16 protein-coding genes and 1 pseudogene are annotated in these 19,841 nt (G+C 69.1%); 7 read left to right on the forward strand and 10 right to left on the reverse strand.

The genetic code is table 11. From position 1 onward, the window contains the following. Positions 1 to 52 precede the first annotated feature (52 nt). The 5 genes from ACU5AX_RS00665 to ACU5AX_RS00685 form a co-directional block, all read right to left on the reverse strand. Positions 53 to 898: an NAD(P)-dependent oxidoreductase gene (locus ACU5AX_RS00665; protein WP_446689245.1), complete on the reverse strand. Its 846-nt coding sequence runs from the start codon at positions 896 to 898 to the stop codon at positions 53 to 55. An 80-nt stretch (positions 899 to 978) separates the two neighbouring features. Continuing rightward, positions 979 to 1,773 carry a MetQ/NlpA family ABC transporter substrate-binding protein gene (locus ACU5AX_RS00670; protein ID WP_446689246.1) on the reverse strand — a complete coding sequence of 265 codons (795 nt, stop codon included), beginning with the start codon at positions 1,771 to 1,773 and terminating at the stop codon, positions 979 to 981. Positions 1,774 to 1,781: 8 nt separating this feature from the next. Then, positions 1,782 to 2,447 carry a methionine ABC transporter permease gene (locus ACU5AX_RS00675; protein WP_446689247.1) on the reverse strand — a complete coding sequence of 222 codons (666 nt, stop codon included), beginning with the start codon at positions 2,445 to 2,447 and terminating at the stop codon, positions 1,782 to 1,784. Continuing rightward, positions 2,444 to 3,193, reverse strand: coding sequence for a methionine ABC transporter ATP-binding protein (locus tag ACU5AX_RS00680; RefSeq protein ID WP_446689248.1), 750 nt, complete (start codon positions 3,191 to 3,193; stop codon positions 2,444 to 2,446). Before ACU5AX_RS00680 ends, ACU5AX_RS00675 begins: the two co-directional genes overlap by 4 nt. Positions 3,194 to 3,301: 108 nt before the next feature. Then, a complete protein-coding gene (locus tag ACU5AX_RS00685) occupies positions 3,302 to 3,577 on the reverse strand; it encodes a UvrB/UvrC motif-containing protein (protein ID WP_446689249.1) in 276 nt (91 codons plus the stop codon). Positions 3,578 to 3,765: 188 nt separating this feature from the next. Between ACU5AX_RS00685 and ACU5AX_RS00690 the strand changes: the two genes are divergently transcribed. Continuing rightward, positions 3,766 to 4,698 carry a helix-turn-helix domain-containing protein gene (locus ACU5AX_RS00690; RefSeq protein WP_446689250.1) on the forward strand — a complete coding sequence of 311 codons (933 nt, stop codon included), beginning with the start codon at positions 3,766 to 3,768 and terminating at the stop codon, positions 4,696 to 4,698. Here the strand turns inward: ACU5AX_RS00690 and ACU5AX_RS00695 are convergent. After that, positions 4,626 to 5,147, reverse strand: a pseudogene (locus ACU5AX_RS00695) (flagellar motor switch protein FliG); the annotation flags it as partial. The gene ACU5AX_RS00690 and the pseudogene ACU5AX_RS00695 sit on opposite strands and share 73 nt — an antisense overlap. Before the next feature lie 94 nt (positions 5,148 to 5,241). On the opposite strand from ACU5AX_RS00695, the gene ACU5AX_RS00700 reads away from it, so the two are divergent. Further along, positions 5,242 to 7,980 carry a hypothetical protein gene (locus ACU5AX_RS00700; protein WP_446689251.1) on the forward strand — a complete coding sequence of 913 codons (2,739 nt, stop codon included), beginning with the start codon at positions 5,242 to 5,244 and terminating at the stop codon, positions 7,978 to 7,980. A 26-nt stretch (positions 7,981 to 8,006) separates the two neighbouring features. Continuing rightward, positions 8,007 to 8,414: a flagellar biosynthesis protein FlgB gene (locus ACU5AX_RS00705; RefSeq protein WP_446689252.1), complete on the forward strand. Its 408-nt coding sequence runs from the start codon at positions 8,007 to 8,009 to the stop codon at positions 8,412 to 8,414. An 18-nt stretch (positions 8,415 to 8,432) separates the two neighbouring features. Here the strand turns inward: ACU5AX_RS00705 and ACU5AX_RS00710 are convergent, their stop codons facing one another. Together ACU5AX_RS00710 and ACU5AX_RS00715 are read right to left on the reverse strand one after the other, a co-directional pair. Beyond that, positions 8,433 to 9,500: an NAD(P)H-dependent flavin oxidoreductase gene (locus ACU5AX_RS00710; protein WP_446689253.1), complete on the reverse strand. Its 1,068-nt coding sequence runs from the start codon at positions 9,498 to 9,500 to the stop codon at positions 8,433 to 8,435. Between the two features lie 35 nt (positions 9,501 to 9,535). Then, a complete protein-coding gene (locus ACU5AX_RS00715) occupies positions 9,536 to 12,541 on the reverse strand; it encodes a TonB-dependent receptor plug domain-containing protein (protein ID WP_446689254.1) in 3,006 nt (1,001 codons plus the stop codon). Between the two features lie 113 nt (positions 12,542 to 12,654). Here ACU5AX_RS00715 and ACU5AX_RS00720 point away from each other — a divergent pair, with 113 nt between their 5' ends. From ACU5AX_RS00720 to ACU5AX_RS00730, 3 genes are read left to right on the forward strand one after another with little or no spacing between them, the layout of a single operon-like run. Then, positions 12,655 to 13,977: an extracellular solute-binding protein gene (locus tag ACU5AX_RS00720; protein WP_446689255.1), complete on the forward strand. Its 1,323-nt coding sequence runs from the start codon at positions 12,655 to 12,657 to the stop codon at positions 13,975 to 13,977. Next, on the forward strand, positions 13,974 to 14,855 hold the full coding sequence (locus ACU5AX_RS00725; protein ID WP_446689256.1) for a carbohydrate ABC transporter permease: 882 nt from the start codon (positions 13,974 to 13,976) through the stop codon (positions 14,853 to 14,855). Before ACU5AX_RS00720 ends, ACU5AX_RS00725 begins: the two co-directional genes overlap by 4 nt. Continuing rightward, a complete protein-coding gene (locus ACU5AX_RS00730) occupies positions 14,846 to 15,697 on the forward strand; it encodes a carbohydrate ABC transporter permease (RefSeq protein WP_446689257.1) in 852 nt (283 codons plus the stop codon). The genes ACU5AX_RS00725 and ACU5AX_RS00730 overlap by 10 nt, the downstream gene beginning before the upstream one ends. Here the strand turns inward: ACU5AX_RS00730 and ACU5AX_RS00735 are convergent. After that, entirely contained in the window at positions 15,687 to 16,778 is a 1,092-nt protein-coding gene (locus tag ACU5AX_RS00735) for an ABC transporter ATP-binding protein (protein ID WP_446689258.1), read from the reverse strand. The two genes, ACU5AX_RS00730 and ACU5AX_RS00735, sit on opposite strands and share 11 nt — an antisense overlap. 50 nt (positions 16,779 to 16,828) lie before the next feature. Next, a complete protein-coding gene (locus ACU5AX_RS00740) occupies positions 16,829 to 18,634 on the reverse strand; it encodes a glucan ABC transporter ATP-binding protein/ permease (protein WP_446689259.1) in 1,806 nt (601 codons plus the stop codon). 298 nt (positions 18,635 to 18,932) lie between these two features. Here ACU5AX_RS00740 and ACU5AX_RS00745 point away from each other — a divergent pair, with 298 nt between their 5' ends. Then, complete coding sequence (locus ACU5AX_RS00745; RefSeq protein ID WP_446689260.1) at positions 18,933 to 19,841, forward strand: glycoside hydrolase family 43 protein; 909 nt, start codon at positions 18,933 to 18,935, stop codon at positions 19,839 to 19,841.

The raw sequence follows: 19,841 nt of genomic DNA on the forward strand, positions 1-19,841 counted from the left end.
TGCTGAACGGCGCGAAGCGATCACCGGCTCCGCGTCGCGGTGCAATTCGCGATCATGCCTGGCCGAGCGACGACCAGTCGCGATCGCCACCGCCCGCGGCGATGATCGCATCCATGCGCTCGGCGAGTAGGCTGGCGAGCGGCAAGGGCGCACCGTCGGCGGCGCTGATCGCCAGGCCGACGTCCTTGCGGCCGAGCGTCAGCGGAAAACCGGCCGGCTCGAACCGCTGCGCGGCGATCATCGGCGCATAGCTGCCGAAGATGCGGCTGCCGAAGTCGCTTTCGATCAGCAGAGCCGCCATGCGGTCGGCGGCGATGCCTTGTGCCTCGGCGATGCGCATCTGTTCGCTGATCGTCTCGATCACCGCGGCGATACCGAAATTGGCGGCGGCCTTGGCGGCGGCGGCCATCGCGGGGCGATCACCCATGACGATCGTCTTGGCCCCGATCGCCGCGAACACCGGCGCCGCGACGTCGAGATCGTCGGCCGCGCCGGCCGCGATCACCGCCAGCTTGCCCGCCGCCGCGACGTCGGGTCGGCCGAGCACCTGGGCCGAGACGAAGCCCTGGCCGGCCTCGCGATGCGCCGCCGCGAGCCGGTCGGTCAGCGCAACACTGACCGTGCTGCACGCGATGTGGAGCAGCCCCGGACCGGCGGACAGCAGCCCGTCGTGCCCGAAGCAGACCGCCTCCAGCGCCGCGTCATTGGCGAGCATCGTGACCGCGACGCCGCTGCGCGCCGCGTCGGCAGGATTGGCGGCGACGGTCGCGCCACGCGCCCCGAACGGTTCGGCCTTGCCGGTGTCGCGGTTCCAGACGGTGACGCGGTGGCCGGCGTCGATCAGCCGCCCGGCCATGCCGTGGCCCATCTGACCCAATCCGATAAAGGCGACGTCCATATCCATGCTCCTGCCGATGCGGTGAGGCCGGCAGATGATGCTCCGGTCGGCGATCGGCAAGGCCGCGCCGCGCCGGCCGATCAGAAGGCGGGCAGCACCGCGCCCTGATAGCGGCGGACGATGAAGGCCTTGGTCGCTGGGCTGCGCAGCGCGGCAACGAGCGCGCGGACGCGGGGGTCGTCACCGGCGCCGGGCCGGCCGACGACGAAATTGACGTAAGGCGAATCCTTGTTCTCGATCGCCAGCGCGTCACGCACGGGATTGAGCTTGGCATCAAGCGCATAATTGGTGTTGATCAGCGCCAGATCGATCTGGTCCAATACCCGCGGCAGCGTCGCCGCCTCCAGTTCGCGGAACTGCAGTTGGCGCGGATTGGCGGCGATGTCGCGCACGGTCGCCAGCGGGTCGGTTGGGTTTTTGAGACGGATCAGCCCAGCCTGCTGGAGCAGCAGCAACGCACGGCCGCCATTGCTCGGCTCGTTGGGGATCGCCACCGTCGCATGCTGCGGCAGCGCCGCGATTGACCGCCAGCGGCGCGAATAGGCACCGAGCGGTTCGACATGGATGCCGGCGATCGGCACCAGCTTGGTGCCGCGCGAGGCGTTGAATTCTTCCAGATAGGGCTTGGTCTGAAAGTAATTGACGTCGATCTGGCCCTGATCGACCTGCAAGTTGGGCTGAACATAGTCGTTGAACACCCGGACCTCCAAGGTCAGGCCCTGCTTGGCGAGCACCGGCTTGACCTGCTCGAGGATTTCCGCATGCGGCACTGCGGTGGCGGCGACGGTGAGATGGTGCGGGTCGCTGTCCTTGTGACTGCAGGCGGCGAGCAGCAGGGCGGGGAGGGCGGTGAGCAGCAGCCGGCGGGGGAACATGGGCAACCTCAGCGATGGTCCAGCCGGCGGGCGAGCCAGTCGCCGCCATATTGGAGCAGTTGGACAAGGGCGACCATCAGCGCGACGGTGACGAGCATCACGTCCGTCTGGAATCGCTGATAGCCATAGCGGATGGCAAGGTCGCCGAGGCCGCCGGCCCCGACCACGCCGGCCATTGCGGTGAAGGAGACGAGCGCAACGGCGGTGACGGTCGCGCCCGCGACGAGGCCGGGCAGCGCCTCGGGCAACAATGCCTTCGTGACGACCTGCCACTTCGTGGCACCCATCGCCTGTACCGCCTCGATCGTGCCGCGCGGCACCTCGCGCAGTGCCTGTTCGACCAACCGGGCGTAGAAGGGGGCAGCACCGACGACGAGCGGCGGGATTGCCCCCGCCACTCCCAGAGACGTGCCGACCAGCCGCAACGTCAGCGGGATCATGACGATCAGCAAGATGACGAAGGGGATCGAGCGCAGCACATTGACGATGATCCCGGCCGTTCGGTTGAGCCAGCGGCGCTCCGCCAGTTGGCCCCGGTCGGTCAGGAACAGCAGCACGCCGAGCGGCACGCCGACGAGGATCGTGAGGATCAGCGACACGCCCAGCATCACCAGCGTCTCCCGGCTCGCGGTCAGCATGTCGCCCCAGACGATGTTGCCGAGCCAGCCGCTCATGCCGCGTCGCCAAGCAAGGCGAGCGTCGTTCCGTGGGCCGGATCGGCAAGCATGGCGTCGGTGGTGCCGCTTTCGACCAGACGGCCGGCATCGAGCACCGCGACGCGATCGCAGACGGCGCGGATCACCGCCATTTCATGGGTGATCAGCACGACAGTCAGTCCCAATTCCTGGTTCAGCTCGCGCAGCAGACCCAGCACCGAACGGGTCGTTTCCGGATCGAGCGCGCTGGTTGCCTCGTCGCACAATAGGATATCGGGCCGGGTGGCGAGGGCGCGGGCGATGCCGACCCGCTGGCGCTGGCCACCCGACAGCCGTGCGGGATGGGCGTTGGCCTTGTCGGTGAGACCGACGCGGGCCAGCAGCGCCGCGGTCCGTTCGTGCCGCTCGGCGTGGGGGATGCGGGCGAGTTCGAGCGGCAAGGCGACATTGGCGGCGACGGTGCGATTGGCGAGCAGGCCGAAGGACTGGAAGATCATCGCGGCACGGCGGCGTACCGTTCGCACCGTCGCTCCATCCGCCCCGGCGAGGGACACGCCGTCGACCGTCACCGTGCCGGCGCTCGGCTGCTCAAGGCCGTTGATCAGGCGGAGCAGGGTCGACTTGCCGGCCCCGGAACGACCGATGATGCCGAACATCGCGCCGCGCGGCACGGCCAGCGAAACGTCCACCAAGGCAGCGGTGCCGTCGGGAAAGCGCTTCGACACGCGGTCGAGCTGGATGATCGGAGCGGGGGACAGGTTCATGGCGGTGCGGTACCGCCGCCGCAGCTAGCCGAAGACTGGCGGCGATCGGCGCAAGTTCGTCTTGTTCCGCGGTAAGCTCCGCTTGTCGGGTATGCGCCAGCCCGGCCTCTAGCGCCGCCGGCGGTGGCCCTGCGTCATCGGATCGGGCTTGGGCGGGGGGCGCCAGCCGGCGGGTGGCTCGACGCGCTGCTGACTGGTACCGAGACCCATGGCGCCCGGCCGCTGACGGGTCAGCGCGACCGCGTCGACGGCCGCCGCCTCGCTCTCGGACGCGCCGCCGCGGATCAGAGCGATCCGGTCGCGCAATCGGCGAGCCTCCTCGAAGTCGAGCGCCGCCGCGGCGGCCTCCATACGCATCTGCAGGTCGGCGATCGTATCGGTCATCGCGCCATAACGAACGGCCGCCGCGAAGGTGGCGCCAGCCTAAGCCCCAGGTGCTTGTCGCTTCTGAATTGTTTGTCTTGCGGGAAACTGCCAGAGCGGTCGTGTATCGCGTCGCGATGCCATGCTCGGGTTGCGAGGATGGCGCGTGCGACGGGACGGGCGCGTGACGAGGGGGGTTGGCCACGGCGATGCCACAGACGAACAGGTCCGCAGCGACGGAGGAGGCGGCCGCAACGGGAGAGATCGACCGGTATCGATCGATCGTCTTTCCCAATCGGGTCCGCGATGTCCGGCGGCAGCGCGGCATCCCGACCTTGCTCGGCCTGGCGGCGCGATTGCCCGACATCCCCTATGTCCGACTGTCGAAGATCGAACGGGGCGAGGTCGTCGCCAAGGCCGCCGAGCTGCGCCGCATCGCATCGGCGCTCGACGTCGCGCCCGAGGCGCTGCTGCTCGACATCGATGCGCCCGATTTCGACATCGCCGACTGGGCGGTCGATCTGCAGGACTGGACCGAGGAGGACATCGAGGAGGATCGCTTCGCCGTGCTGCTAGCCGCTGCGATCCGCGCCCGCCGCGAAGCGGACCGCAGCCTGTCGATCCCGCAGGTCGAACGCCTGTACGGCATCGCTCCGGTCATTCTGTCGCGGCTCGAAAATGCCTTCAAGCCGATCGGCCGGTGGAATGCGCAAGCCGTTCGCGCCGTCTGCAAGATGCTGGGTGCGGACAGCGTCGCCGCATTGCGGGAACAGGTGCTGCGGGCAGCTGACGCCGGTGAATACGACCGCCATATCCCGCTGATTGCCGGCGTCGATGTACGCCGCGACAAGACGCGGGCGCGGATCGCAACGCTGCGGGACGAACTGGCGGCGAACCCGCCTCAGACCGAAGAGAGTGCCGCTGGCGCGGAAACCGTTGCGCGTTCGGCACCGCCGCCGCGTCAGGGCGATCATGGCACCGACAATACGGTCCTCGCGGCGATCCATGCCGCCGACAGCGTCGTCGTGCGATTGGTACCGGTGTTCGGCGTGCCATTGCGTGATGGCCTGATGCGCAGCATGCGTAGCACCACCTCCGCCGACAGCTCCTGCGGCAATTCGGCCAGCACGCGCGCCGCGTGATCGGGGCGGAGCTTCTGCAGGATCACGGCGATGGTCTGCGGATATTCGTTCTTCAGGTAATTGGCGAGCAGGCTCTCGCTGACGTTGGACAATTTGTCCCACATCGTCCGGCCGGAGGGGCCGCGGATATTGTCCATGATCTCGCGGACACGATCCTCCGGCATCACCGCGCGCAGCAGCCGCTCGGTCGAATCGAACGAGCCGTGCAGGTTCGCCATGCCGGCGACCTCGCTGGAAAACTGTACCAGCAGATGCTCGACCACCGAAGACGGCACGCGGCCGAGCTGGGCGATGCAGCCCGACAGTTCGGTCACCTCGTCGATCGACAATTGCTCCCAGATCGGCGCGCCGTGGGTTTCGCCGAGCGCCAGCATCAGCGCGCCGGCCCGTTGCAGACCCGAAGATTTCTTCAGGTCGGCCGGTTCGATGACCGGCGCCGTCATGCTCATGCAATCCCCCGAAAGTCGACGGTGCGCGACCGAACCGGCCGCGTTTCGTCTATCTTATAGGAGGAATGCGCCGGTCTGGAGCAGGGAGGCGGCTATGGTCGACATTTACGGCGGGATCATCGGACTGAGTTTGCTGGGCGGTGGCGGCAATGCCTTCGGATCCGGCACCGCGAACGTCCCGGTCGAAACCGCCGCGGCCCGTGCCGCGCGCAAGCTGTTTACCACCCCCGCGACCCAGGCGCCGTGGCGCACTGCAGCCAAGGACCCGACGTCGCTCGATGCGATCGAGGGTCAGGCGGCGAGCGTCCGCGCGATGCATACGATCGTCGACGCGCCGCGCCCGTCCGAGGCGGCGGGGTCGGACGACGTCGAGACGACCTTCGTCACCTATCGCGCGCTCGACCGGCTGAAGGCGCTGGCCCGCGCCGGGCAGCAGGCGGGGCTGGGCGACGTCGAGCGGCAGGGGCTGCAGCGCGCCTTCGCCAAGGGGCTGGCCGATCTGCGCACCTTCCTGGCCAATGCGCCGGGAGGGAAGGTTGCGCTCGCCTTCGGCCCGCCGACGATCAGTGTGAAGAGCGCGCCCGGCCTCGCGACCAAGGATATCGGCAGCTTCACCGGCACCGGCGTCGTCGCCGATCTCGATGCCGGCCTGCCCGGCATCACCGGGCAGGAGCGGTTCACCGTGCAGCTGGACAACGGCACGCATCACGACAGCGTGACGGTCGATCTGTCCTCGCTGCCGCAGCAGCCGCCGACGCTCAAGCAAGTGGCCCAGGCCTTCAACGACGCCATTGCCGCGCCATCCAGCGGCTTCAACTACAAGGTCAAGTTCGCGCCCGCGATGATCGGCGACAAATACGGGCTGACCATGACCACGACGGCGGCGACGACGGTGTCGCTTCAGCAGGCGGGCGCAGGCGATGCGCTGACCGTGGTCGGCAGCGGTACGCAATTCGGCGCACCCGCGGGAGCCAGCCTGTCGCGGGTGGCGGACCCTTCGACCTCGCTCGATCGGCGATCGCTGGGAACGATTGTCGCCACGGATCGGGCCGGGACCGCGGCGGCCCAGGCCAAGGCGGACGCCAAGGCCGCCGACGCCCGTAACGCGGAGACTTTCGATCCGACCGCCGATCCGGCCGCCGCGGCGGCACCGGTCACCGTCAACGCCAAGCTGCAGGCGCGCGCCACCGTGACCGCAGCGGGCGGCTTCACCTATGTCGTCGGCACGACGCAGGGCGACATCGGCACCTCACGGGTCAATGGCCACGACGACCTGTTCCTCAGCAAGCTCGACAGCGAGGGCAAGGTCGTCTGGCAGCATGCGCTGGGTGCGACGGGCACCTCCGAGGGCGCCGCGATCAGCCTGACCCCGCAGGGCGACGTGGTCGTCGTCGGCACGGTCACCGGCCAGTTCGACGACACCGCGATCAGCGGCAGTGCGATGATGCTCGCCCGCTACGATGCGACCGGCGAGCGCAAGTTCGCCACCGCCCTGCCAAGCGCCGGGAACGACGAGGCGACGGCCGTCGTCGCCGCGGCGGACGGCAGCATCTATGTCGGCGGCCGCTCGGACAATGCCAATGGCGGCGCCGCCTATCTCGCCCATCTGGATGCACAGGGCCATTTGATCGAACAACGGGCGATCGCCGGCAGCGGATCCGGCCGCGTCAATGCGCTCGCCATCGACGGTGACGGCCGGCTGCTGGCCCTGACCCGCGAAAACGGGACCGCCCAACTGCGCAAGGTGGACGCAGACGCCCTCGGCACCGATCTGGGCAGCGTCGACTTCGGCAGCGCGAATGCCCGCGCGCTCGCGGTCGCCGCGGACGGTCATATCGCGGTCGTCGGCGCGACGACTCAGGCGGTACCGGGTAGCAGCGGCCTTGCCCCCGATCACGGCACCGACGCCTTCGTGACACGGCTGAACGCCGATTTCAGCGGCGCGAGCACCACCTATATCGGCACCGCCGGTGAGGACCAGGCGGACAGCGTCGCCTTTGTCAACGGGACGATCTATGTCGGTGGCCGTACGACGGGCAGCCTGAGCGGCAATCGCCAGGGCAAGGTGGACGGATTCGTGGCGCGGATCGATCCCTCGACCGGCGCGATCGGCGCAGTCTCGCAGTTCGGCGTCACCGAAGGGGTCAGCGATCCGGTTCTCGTCGCGACCGCCAAGGGCGGCAACAGCGTCCTGGGTGCGCTCGGTCTGCATCGCGGGTCGCTCAACGACGACGTCGCCACCTCGCTCGCCGCGCAATTCGGGCTGGTCGCCGGCGACAGCTTCACCGTGAAGCTCGACACGCAGGTCGCGCATCGCGTCACGATCGAGGCAGGGGAAACGATGACGAGCCTGCGGCTGAAGCTGCAGCAGTTGCTGGGCAGCGACGCGGTGACGGTCATGACGCCGCGGAACGACGACGGCAATGTCCAGCTCAGCCTGTCCGTGCGCCCCGGCCATACGCTCAGCCTCACGGCCGGCCCGCAGGATCGCGATGCCCTCGCCAAGCTCGGCCTCGCACCGACCCGCATCCACGCCGACTCGCCGCGCAAGGCGAGCGACCCCAAGGTCACGCCGGGTGGCAGCTTCGGCCTGTCGCTCACCGATACGCTCAGCATCGCAACCATCGACGCCGCAAAGGCGGCGGGAAGCGCGGTCGACGACGCGATTTCGATGACGCAGAGCGCCTATCGCTCGCTCTATTGGGACAGCGGCAAGGCGGCACGCGTCAACGGCACGATCGGTGCCGGCACGGCACGGCAGCAGGCGCAGTTGGCATCCTACAAAGCCGCCCTGGCACGCCTGAACGCTGGCGGTGGCGGCGGCCTGTTCTGACCTTCGAACTTGCAAGGACGTTTGCGATGACCGACGCCATTCCCCTGATCGACGGCCTGACGCGCGCCATGAAGAATCTTGCCGAACGCCAGCGGGTCGTCGCGCAGAATATCGCAAACAGCGAGACGCCGGCCTTCCGCGCGCAGGAGGTGGAGGCGCCGGACTTCTCCGCACTGCTGGTCGACCAGGGCAAGCCGCATGTCGCGCGCCCGCGCGTGCGCGCCACGGGCGACATGGTCGCGCTCGGCCTCGCCCCGAGCAGTGACGGCCACATCTTCGCCGATCCGCAGGTCACCGAGACGAAGCCGGACGGCAATACGGTGACGCTGGAGGATCAGCTGCTCAAGATGGGCGACATCCAGAGCCGTTTTCAGACGATGACCGATCTGTACCGCAAGCAGATCGGCCTGATCCAGGCGGCGATCGGTCGTTGACCGGGGCAGGGTCGGCGCTCAGCCGGTCCGATGGATTGCCAGCTCGTCGGCCAGGGTCGCGACCAGCGCCGCCGCCGGCATCGGGCGCGACAGCGGCGCGCCCTGGCCGGCCCAATAGGCGCCGAAGCCACTGTCGCCGCCGGATCGGGCGGCGGCATGCAGCGCCTTTCCGGCATCATAGGCGACCGGATAATCGGGCGGCCTCAAGGTATGGAGCGTATCGGCAAGAGCATCGAACCGACCGGGCAGGGCACGCGCCGGCCGGCCCGAAATGCGGTCGGTCATCCGCGTATGCCAGGCGCCCGGCCCGGCCAGTCCGGCGCGATAGGCCGCATCCGCTGCGCTTTCCGGGCAGGCGACGAAGGCGGTGCCGAGCTGTGCCGCAATGGCGCCGAGATCGAGCGCGGCCGCGATCCCGGCACCATCCATGATGCCCCCGGCGGCGATGATCGGCGACTCCAGGTGGCGCACGAGCAGTCGCGTCAGTGGTAATGTGCCGAGCGCATCATCCGGCGCGGCGGGGTCGAAATGGCCGCGATGGCCGCCCGCCTCGATCCCCTGGGCGACGATCGCGTCGATTCCGACTGCGGCGGCCGCCTGCGCCTCCGCGAGACCGGTCGCGGTCGCCAGCATGAGTGTACCGCGGGCGTGGAAGGCGGCGATCGTCGCCGCATCTGGCAGTCCGAAATGGAAGCTGACGACCGGCGGCGCCTCGTCAAGCAACATGGCGCGCATTCCGGCATCGTCGCCGAAGCTGGTGTAGATCGCGCGCAACGTGACGGGCGGCTGCGCGCCGACCGCCGCGAAGCTGGGCGCCAGCGCGGCGAGCCACGCGGCTTCGCGGACCGGATCCGGCGTCGGGGTGGCATGAACGAAGACATTGACGTTAAAGGCGCGATCCGTCCTGGCGCGCACCTCCGCGATGGCGGCCTGCGCCGCGTCGACACCCAGCGCACCGATCGCGATGGCGCCGAGCCCGCCCGCGTTCGACACCGCCGCCGCCAGCGCAGCGGTGGAGACGCCGGCCATCGGCGCCTGCACGATCGGCAGCGCGACGCCGAGCCCGGCGAGCAGGGGGTGGATCATGACGCCTCCATTCCGGCCGCGGCGGCGCCGGACGATCAGCGCCGCCGGCCGAGCTTCACGCCGACATAGATGTACCGCCCGAGCGACGAAATCGGATAATCGTAGCTGTCGGCATCGGGCTTCTGCCCGGTCAGATTGTTGACCCCGCCGTAGAATGCGAAATCGTCGGCGACGGCATATTGCAGCTGCACGTCATGCTGCCACAGCTCCTTGTAGCGCAGCAGGTCCGGCGCGGCATAATCCGGGTTGGCGTCGGTCGCCGCCTTGGGGAAACGGCGGGTACGGTCGAACCAGCGCAGATTGTAGCTGATCGTCAGCCCGTCGAGCGTCCAGGTCGGCGAGGCAACGAAATTGAACTTCGGCCGGCCGGGCTGGTCGACCTGATCCTCCGGGGTCGCGCCCGGCGTTGCGATCTGCTCCAGCCGGTCGAGATAGCCGCCGACGAACCGTAGGTCGAAGGTGCCGGCGCGGGCGGTGCGCACGACATAGCTGAGGTTGACGTCGAGCCCCGCGGTGCGGAAGCTCGCGACATTCTGCGGCTGGACCGAGAAGCCGTTGATATAGGCGGTGCCCTGCCGACGCCGGATCGCGCTGCAGAAGACGTTGTCAAGCGTCGGCTGGTCGACGCACAGATTGGCGATGGTGTTGGCATCGGCGGTGTTGATCGCGTTGCGCAACCGGATGTCATACCAGTCGGCGGAGATCGACAGGTCGGGCAGGAAGCGCGGACGCAGCACCGTGCCGGCGGTCCAGGTCCGCGCCGTCTCCTCGCGCAGGCCCGGATTGCCCGTGCGCGAGCCGTTGATCAGCACCGCGGCATCGGGATTGTTGTTGGCGGTGAAGGTCGCCGGATTGCCGCCGAGCGAAGTGATCAGCGCGACGCAATTGGCGGCTCGAGTCGCCGATCCGGCGTTGCGGTTCTCAAGATAGCAGGGGTCGACGAAGTAATTGGTCGTCGGGCTGGTCGGCTGGAACAGCTCGCCGATGTTGGGCGCGCGCACCGACTGGCCGTAGGAACCGCGGAAGGTGATGTCGCGGATCGGCGCCCAGACGCCGTTGAACTGCCACGCCTGGGTGCGGCCGACGGTGGAATAGTCGGACAGGCGGCCGGCGGCGCCGACCGACAGAGTTTCCGCGAATGGCACGTCCTTGAGCAGCGGCAGATTGAGCTCGCCGAACGCCTCCCACACGTCGAACGCGCCGCGCGACGGCGAGATGACGTAATTGGGGTCGAAGCTGTCGCCCTCGTCATATTGATACCATTGCTTGCCGGTCAGGAAGCTGTTGGGATTGAAGCGGCTGGTCTCGCGCCGATATTCGCCGCCGACCGCGAACTGGACGGGCCCGCCGGGCAGCCGGAACAGCGCGCCGAAGTCACCGGTCAGCTGCGCGCTGGCGACCGATTGGGTCAGCCGGGCGGTGCTGATGTTGTTGCCGTTGGTCGCCCAGGCGAGCGCGGCGGGGTCGTAGACGCCCGTGCCGAAGGTGTTGAGCGGCAGGCAGCCGCTGTTGGCGCCCGGCGTGAAGCTGTATGCCGCCACCTGCAGCGCGGCGGGGTTGAGGTTGGACCGGCAGGTCGCCTTGCCGGTCGCCGGATCGGTGACGACGTCGAGCGCGGCGGTGAAGCGGTCGTTCCAGCGGCTGTTGAGCTTGGTGATGCGCACGTCGGTCTGGCCGTAGGTGAACGACACGTCGTATTGCGCATGATCGGTGATGCGGCCGCTCGCATCGATCACGCCGCGCCAGGTGCGCCGGCGGTCGCTTTCGCCCAGGCGGGGAAAGTCGGTGTTGTTGCGATTGGAGACGATCGTCGTGTCGCCGGCGAGCAATGCGGCATTGCGCAGCGTCGTCGGGATATACGGATTGTCGAGCGTGAAGACCGCAGGGTAGTTGCCGGAGAAGCCGCCGAAGGTGGTCGCCGTGGTCTGGACGAACTTGCCCTCCAGGCTCAGCTTGAATGCGTCCGAGACATCGTAGTGGGTCAGCAGATTGACCGCGTGGCGTTCGGTCGCCGGCAGCAAATCGCCGACATAGCCGGCGACGGGCGTCGCGCTGCCGCCGCTGACGAAGCCGCCGCCGACCTGCGTGCCGGGGTCGTAGCGGGTGCCGTCGCCGTTATAGGCGTTGCCGCCGATCTCGATATAGCCGCTCGGCGTGCCGTACGGGTAGCGCAGGTCGCCTGCCAGCACCTGCTGGTACGATCCGGCGGCCGGGCCGTTATAGGCGAGGTTGGGGACGAGATACTGGCGGTTCTCGCGGCGCAGGAAGGCGCGGTCGTCGTTACGCAGCGGGCTGTCGGCATTGTATTCGTAGAAGAGCGTGACGTTGCCGCGCCCGTCGCCGAAGTTCCGCCCGGCGCCGATCGAGGCGAAGCGGTTGCCGGCGTCGCCCTGGTCGGAAATGCCCATCTGCGTCCGCGCGGTGACGCCGTCGAAGTCGCGCTTCAGGATGAAATTGACCACGCCCGAGACGCCGTCGGCACCGTAGACGGCGGAGGCGCCGCCGGTCAGCACGTCGACCCGTTCGATCAGGTCGGTGGGGATGGCGTTGACGTCGACCGCGGCGCTGTCGATCTGGCTGGCGACGTGGCGACGGCCGTTGACCAGCACCAAGGTGCGCGCGGTGCCGAGCCCGCGCAGGTCGAGCAGATTGAGGCCCGCGGCGCCGTACAGCTGGCCGCCGGGCCGGTCGGAACCCGCCGATTGCGTGCTGTCGACGGAATTGGTCAGCGCCGGCACGCGCTGCAGGAACGACGTGACGTTGGTGTTGCCCGACTGCTGGATGTTCGCCGCGTTGAACGAGACGATCGGATTGGGCGCGGCATAATCCGGGCGGGCGATGCGCGATCCGGTGACGACGATGTCGCTGCCTGATGCCTGATCCGGGGTCACGCTCTGGTCGGCCGGGGCGGCGGTCTGGTCGGTCGGAGCGGCGGTTTGCGCCGGGGGTTGCGGCTGCGCGTCTTGCGCCTCTGCCTGGCCGATCGACGACAACAGCACGCCCGCGACGATCGCGGCGCGGCACACAAACCTGTCCTGCATCCGAAACACCCCTTTGATACGCCGCGCGCTTCTTTTTTGATGCGACGTTAACCCAAGGGAACGTTTCGGCTGCGCAATCGCTCCACCAACATGGGTTATATATTTGTAGCTGGATGAAAAATGCCCGCCGGCGGCAGGGCGTGCCGTCGACCGGTTCTCGCACGCGCCGTCCCGACGCAAGCGGCGGCGCGATCGAGCCGACGCGACGGTCGCTGCTTGCCGCCGTGCCGGCCGCGATGCTCGCCGGCTGCGTCACCCGTCGCGATCCGCGGGCGCTGTCGGTCTGGGCGATGAGCTATGAGGGCGATTATTCGCCGCTGCTGATGCCCGCCTTCACCCGCGCCACCGGCATCCCGGTCGAGGTGCAGACCTTGCCGTGGACCGCCGCGCACGAAAAGCTGCTCACCGCCTTCGCCGGCGGTTCGCTGCCCGACGTGCTGATGCTGCCCAACGGGTGGGTCGGCGAGTTCGCGATGATCGGCGCGCTCGCCCCGGTCCCGGATCCCGCCTTGAATGCCGACGTCTTTCCGTCGGTGCGCGGCGCGATGCGCCACGCCGGTCGGGACTATGCCGTGCCCTGGTCGGTCGCGCCGCAGATGCAATATTACCGGTCGGACCTGCTCGCCGCAGGTGGCTTCGACAGCGTACCCGACGACTGGGACGGCTGGCGCCGGATGGGCGTCGCGCTCAAGCGGCGGCGGCCCGACGATTATGTCCTGCTCTCCTATCTCAACTGGCCGGATACGCTGTTCACCTTCGCCGGCCAGGCCGGCGCTCCGCTGCTCCGCGACGAGAACACGCGCGGCGATTTCACCGGCCCGGCGTTCCGCGAGGCCTTGCGCTATTACAAGTCGCTGTTCGACGACGGTCTGGCACCGCGCGCGCTGTCGACCGAATTGCAGGACCCGGTCGCCGCCTTCGCGCGCGGCTATTTCGCCCTTTATCCGAGCGGGCCGACGCTGCTGCTCGACCTGCGCCGCCGCGCCGCGGAAATCCCCCCGGAGCGCTGGTCGGTCGTGCGCATGCCGGGGCCGCGCGGTCCCGGTCCGGTCGACGGGATCAGCGCCTGTCTGGCGGTGGCGGCGCACAGCCCGCGCCGGGCGGAGGCCTGGTCGCTGGTCCGCCATATGACCTCGCCGGCGAGTGAATTGCAGTTCCAGGCGCTGATCGGCAACCTGCCCGCGCAGCGCAGCGCCTGGTCGTCGCCGCAGCTCGCGACGGCCCGTCTCGCCCCCTTCGCCGCACAGATGCGCCAGCCGGCGTCGCAGCCCGCGATCGTCGAGATGGAGCGCATCCGCATGGAGGTGCAGCTGATCGCCGAGCGCGTCGTCCGCGACCAGCTGTCGGTCGACGAGGGCACGACGCTGATGGACCGCCGCGTCGACGCCCTGCTCGCCAAGCGCCGGTCGCTGGTCGAGGCGGGGCGGATCGCATGACCCGCCAGTCGCGCACCGCCTGGTTGTTCACCGCGCCGGTGCTGGCGATCATCCTGCTCGTGTTCGTCGTGCCGACGGTGCTGGCGCTGGGACTGTCGGTCACCGATTACAGCATCTACGCGCTCGCCGATCCCGCCAATCTCCGCTTCGTCGGGTTCGGCAATTTCGCCGACCTGTTCGCGACGCCGCTGTTCTGGCGGGCGATGGCCAATACCGGCCTGTTCGCGTTGCTCGGCGTGCCGATGGCGATCGGCACCTCGCTCGCCGTCGCGCTGCTGCTGCACGAACGTACGGTGCGCTGGAAGCCGCTGTGGCGGGTGCTGCTGTTCGCGCCCTATGTCACCAGCGTCGTCGCCACCGCCGTGGTCTGGCGCTTCGTGCTCAACACCCAGTTCGGCCTGCTCAACTATGCGTTGCGGGCGATCGGTCTGCCGGCGATCGACTGGCTCGGCGATCCGCGCGCCTCGATCCCGGCGATCCTGCTGTTCGTGACGTGGAAGGTGTTCGGCTATAACATGATCGTCTTTACCGCCGCGCTCGCCGCGGTGCCGACCGACCTGATGGAGGCGGCGCGGCTCGACGGGGCGGGGCGCTGGACGCGCTTCCGCCACGTCACCTTGCCGGCGATCGGCCCGACCCTGCTGCTCGCCGCGGTGATGAGCGTCGCCGGCTTCCTGCAGATCTTCGCCGAACCCTATGTCATGACATTGGGCGGCCCGTCGCAGAGCACGACGACGGTGCTCTACTTCATGTTCGACGAGGGGTTCAAATGGTGGAACCTCGGCCAGGCGTCGGCGGTCGCCTTCATTCTCCTCGTGCTGATCCTGCTGCTGACGCTGGTCCAGACGCGGATCGGACGGCGCTACGAATGGCTGTGAGACGCGCCCGCAGCGTGCTGATGAACGGCGCGGTGGCGCTGGTCACGCTGGTCACCGTCCTGCCGCTGGTGTGGATGGTGCTGGTCTCCTTCATGCCGCGCGGCGCGTCCAGCGCCTATCCGCCGCCGCTGTGGCCGAGCCGGTGGACCTGGGACAATTACTATGAGCTCCTCGCCCGGCGGCTGATCGACGGCGCCTGGTTCGACTATCGTGTGCTGCCGGCGCTCGGCAACAGCGTGCTGGTCGCGGTGATCTCCACCGTCCTCGGTCTGCTGCTCACCGTGCCGGCGGGCTATGCCTTTGCCAAATTGCGCTTCCGGGGGCGCGAGCGGCTGTTGCAGCTGCTGATCGGCGCGCTGGTCGTGCCGGGACAGGTGGCGATGCTGCCGCTCTTCCTGATCTTCAAGCAGATCGGCCTGGTCAACAGCTATGCGGGGGTCATCCTGCCCAGCCTGGCCGGTGTCTTCGCCGTCCTGTTCGTGCGCCAGGCGACGCTGTCGATCCCCGACGAGATGCTCGACGCGGCGCGGCTCGACGGCGCAAGCGAGGCGCGGATCTTCGTCTCAATCGTGCTGCCGCTGCTCGCCCCGGTGACGGTGACGCTGGCGGTGTTCCTGTTCCTCGGCAGCTGGAACGACTTCCTCTGGCCGCTGATCGTGCTCGCCGACCAGCATCTCTACACCTTGCCGGTGGCCGTTGCGGCGATCGGCCGCGAACATGCCGCCGATGGCGAGCTGATGATGGCGGCGGCGGTGGTGACGACCGTGCCGGTGCTGGCGATCTTCCTGGCGCTGCAGCGCTACTACATCACCGGCCTGCTCGGCGGCAGCATCAAGGGGTGAGGCGCGGATAGGCTCGGCCGTCGCCGTCGAACAGCAGCACGTCGACCGCTGCCGCGCCCACCCGCAGCGGCTCGCCCAGCGTCACCTGCCGGTCGCCCGGCAATTGCGCGACCACCGGCGCCTCTCGCCCGCCGATGCCGAGATGCGCGAAGGAGAGGGGCCCGAGCCGTTCGAACAGCTCGATCGGCCCGGCAAAGGCGCCGTCGGGCCGCGGCGCCAGATGCTCCGGCCTGACGCCCAGCGTCACCGCCGCGCCGACCGCCCCCGCCGGCACCTCTGCCGCCACGGCCTGCGTCGCGCCGCTGGCCAGCCGGACGGTGGCCCCCGCCATATCGGCGGCGATCAGCGTGCCGGGCATCAGGTTGATCCCCGGCGAACCGATCGCGCAGGCGACCGCCAGCGAGGCCGGTCGGCGATACAGGTCCATCGGCGCGCCGACCTGCTCGACGCGGCCGTGCGCCATCACGACGATGCGGTTGGCGAGCGTCATCGCCTCCAGCTGGTCGTGGGTGACGTAGATCATCGTGCAGCCCAAAGTCTGGTGCAGCCGGGCGAATTCGTGGCGCATCCGCACGCGCAGGGCGGTGTCGAGGTTGGACAGGGGCTCGTCGAGCAGCATCACCTGCGGCTGGCGGATCACCGCACGGGCGATCGACACGCGCTGCCGCTGGCCGCCCGACAGCGCCCGCGGCCGGCGGTCGAGCAAGGCGCCGAGGTCGAGCGTGTCCGCCACCGCCGCGACCCGCGCGGCGATCTCCGCCTTCGCAAGTCCGGCGATCTTCAGCGGAAAGCCGATGTTCTCCGCGACGGTCAGATGCGGGTAGAGGGCATAGGATTGAAACACCATCGCCAGCCCGCGCTCCGCCGGCGCCGCATGGGTGACGTCGCGGCCGCCGATCGCGATCGTGCCGCTCGACGGTTCGTCGAGGCCGGCGATCAGGCGCAGCAGCGTCGACTTGCCACAGCCCGACGGACCGACGATGACGACGAACTCGCCATCCTCGATTTCGAGGCTGGTCGGTTGCAGCACCGTCGCGTCCCCGAAACGCTTGCTCACCCCCTCGATCGCGACGCTGGCCAATCCGGCACTCCCCTGACGAGTGCCATCTGTCGGCGTGTTCGCGTGGCGGTTCAAGCGTTTGTACGGATACCCCCGGTGGCGGCCCGCGCCCCCGTATCGTCGTTCGCCGCCGCCTGGGTCAGGCCGCCGTCGCGGGCAAGCGCGGCGAAGGCGCCGCCGGCCGCGATCAGCGCGTCGAAGCTGCCCTGTTCGACGATCCGCCCCTGGTCGAGGACGATGATCCGATCCGCCGCGCGCACCGTCGACAGGCGGTGGGCGATGACGAAGGTGGTGCGCCCCTGCCGCAGCCGGTCGAGGCTCTCCTGCAGCCGCGCCTCGGTGGCGACGTCGAGCGCGCTGGTCGCCTCGTCGAGCAGCAGGATCGGCGCGTCCTTGAGCAGCGCGCGGGCGATCGCGATCCGCTGGCGCTCGCCGCCCGACAGGCCCTGGCCGCGATCGCCGACCGGCGTGGCGAAGCCCTGCGGCTTGCGCGCGATGAAGTCATAGGCGCCGGCGATGCGGGCCGCCTCCTCGATCGCGGCCATCGTCGCACCTGGATTGCCCATCGCGATATTCTCCGCGATCGAGCGGTTGAACAGGCCGGCTTCCTGGAAGACCACGCCCGTCGCTGCGCGCAGCGAGGCGAGGGTGACGTCGCGAATGTCCTGACCATCGACCAAAATGCGACCTTCGCCGGGATCATAGGCGCGCTGCAGCAGGCCGAGCGCGGTCGACTTGCCCGAACCGGTCGGACCGACGATCGCCACCGTCTCCCCCGGCGCGACGGTGAAGTCGAGGTCGTGCACCGCGCCCGAGCCGGTCGGGTAGCGGAACGAGACCGTCTCGAAGCGGACTTCGCCCGTCGTGACGCGCAGGGCGGGGGCACTCGGCCGTTCGGCGATGTGCGATTCCTGGTCGAGCACCGCGAAGAACTGGCCGAGCGTCGGCAATCGTTGCGCGACGTCGACGATGAAGGTGGTCAGCGTTTCCAGCCGCGCGATCATCAGCGTCGCGAAGCCGACGAAGGCGACGACGTCGCCGATCGTCGCCTGGCCGCGCGCGACCAGCATCGAGCCGACGCCGAAGATCGCCACGATCGCGATCGACGAGGCGCCGCGAGTCAGCACCGCCGACAGCGCCCACCAATTGAGCACCGGATATTGCGCGTGCAGCAGATCGTGCAGCGAGGTCTTCACCTGGCGCAGCTCGCCCGGCACCGCCAGGAAGCTCTGCAGCACCGAGACGTTGCCGAGCAGATCGCCGAGCTGGCCGGACAGGTCGGTGAAGCGCGTCTCCACCTGCGCCTGGCCACGGGCGGTATGCTGCATGACGATCAGGTTGACGAGCGCATAGACGACGAGCAGCGCGACCAGCACGAGCGCCAGCCGCCAGTTGGTCAGCATCGCGATCGGCAGCACCGCGATCAGCACCACCGCATTGGTGACCTGGTCGCGCAGCAGCGGCAGCCACAGGAAGAACAGGCTCTCGCAACCGGCGATCATGATGCGCATCAGACGGCCGGAGCGCGCCTGATGGTGGAAGGATGGGGGCAGCGCGAGCAGATGCTCGACGAAGCTCGCCATCGCTGCCAGCCGCCGCCGGTGGGCGAGCCGATCGGACCCGAGCGAGATCACCATCGCCGACAGAAAGGCGGTGACGCTGATCGCGCACCACCAGGCGACGTAGTGGAGCGGGCTCGCCCCCTGGGTCAAACCGTTGATCGCGCGGCCGAACAGCACCGGCTCGAGCACCTGCAGCAGCGCGACGAGCGCACCGGCACCGACCAGCGCCGCGACCTTGCGTCGCTCGGGGCGGAGCATCGTGATGGCGCGAAGGAAGACGAGGCGCGGACGCGCGACGGCACGGGTGAAGGGCATGGCTCTGCTCGAGACGGATGTGGGGCACGCCGGGCCGCGGCGCGCGGGCGCCCTAGGCGACGCACCACGGCAAAACTATGAATATCCCGCAGGTTCCGCCGTCTCATGCGATGGATCGTTCTTAATCAGCGCCAGAGCGTGAGACAGGGTGGGAACAAACGGCGCTTAGAGGCATCGGTCTTGGACAGCGACCGAAACGGGCGTCGGTCACGTTGCCCGGTCTGCAAGAAGCGGCTTGGGCCCATCGAGCAGGGCAGGGGCGGCGATGATGTTCGATCGAAGGACGATATGTGGCGGTTTGGCAGCAGCGGCCGTGACGGCCGGTGCCCGCGCCGCGCGTCGGAATGAAGCCACCGGCGGCTACCTCTTCACCCATTTCCGCAATGCCGACAACGGGCGCGCCGGCCTGCGGCTGGCGATCAGCGCCGACGGCTGGCACTATCGTCCGGTCCGCGACGGCGCGCCGATGCTGGTGCCGACCGTCGGCGAGAACAAGCTGATGCGCGATCCCAGTGTCGTGTGCGACCCGCGCACCGGCCTGTTCCATCTGGTCTGGACGACGAGCTGGACCGGGACGACGATCGGCTATGCCAGCTCGCCGGACCTTGTTCGCTGGTCTGCGCAGCAGGCCTTGCCGGTGATGGCGGCCTTCCCCGACACCCGCAACAGCTGGGCGCCGGAAGTGACGTGGGACGCGGCGGCCGGCCGGTTCCTGATCGTCTGGGCAAGCACGGTCGGCGCGGCGGGCAAGGAAGGCGACCATCGCCTCTACGCCACCACGACCCGCGACTTCGACCGCTTCACGCCGACGACCCTGTTCTGGGATCCCGGATACAGCGTCATCGATGCGACCTTTGCGACTTTCCGCGGGCGAACGCTGATGTTCGTCAAGGACGAGCGCAAGGAGCCACTGCGCAAGGTCGTGCAATGGTGCGACGCGACGCTGTCGCCGCCGCGCTTCGGCCCGCTCTCCGCGCCGATCACCCCGGCGTGGAGCGAGGGTCCGACCGTGGTGACGATCGGGCCGGAGATCGTCGTCTTCTTCGACCGCTATCTCGAGCATCGCTACGGCGCGGTCGCCTCCGCCGATGGCGGGCGGAGCTGGCGCGACGTGTCCGACCGTATCGCCATGCCAGCCGGCGCCAGCCACGGCACGATCATCCCGATCCCCCGGGTCAGCTATGACGCCTTGGCGGCGCTGGGCTGA

The sequence above is a fragment of the Sphingomonas benefaciens genome, from assembly GCF_052907485.1.